Annotated in this window: 1 protein-coding gene; it reads right to left on the minus strand. The window is 41.1% G+C overall.

What is annotated here, in order from left to right; translation table 11 throughout:
• Positions 1 to 2: 2 nt before the first annotated feature.
• Positions 3 to 611, minus strand: a 609-nt coding sequence (locus tag ACFIO3_RS15070) for an adenylosuccinate synthetase (protein WP_375704782.1), incomplete at its 5' end; no start/stop codon positions are given.

Below are 611 nucleotides of genomic sequence, written 5' to 3' on the forward strand. Positions count from 1 at the left end.
CATCAATTTGCAAAGGGATCTGTAATCAGAATAGTATCTTCACGCTCTGGACTCGTGGATAATAAAGCTACTTTTGTATTAATCCGTTCTTCAATATAGCGTATGTATTTAACAGCCTGCGCAGGTAAATCTTCCCACGTCAGCGCATGTGCTGTTTTTTCCTTCCAACCTTCTAATGTTTCATAAACAGGCTTCACCCGAGCTTGAGCTCCCATGGAAGAAGGTAAATAATCAATTCTTCTACCATCAAGCTCATAACCAATACAAATTTTTATTTCATCTAAACCATCCAAAACATCAAGTTTTGTCAATGCTATCCCTTGCACACCGCAAATTGTTACCATCTGACGTACTAATACAGCATCAAACCAACCACATCGACGCTTTCGACCCGTTACAACACCAAATTCATGTCCACGCACTCCCAGAAATTCACCAATATCATTTATTTGCTCTGTCGGAAACGGCCCTTCTCCAACGCGTGTGGTGTAAGCTTTTGCAATACCCAAAACATAATGAATTGCACCAGGTCCCATCCCTGAACCTGTACATGCCTGCCCAGCAACTGTATTCGATGACGTTACATAAGGATAAGTTCCAAAATCATTATC

The organism is Bartonella sp. AD328YNZD, assembly GCF_042196425.1.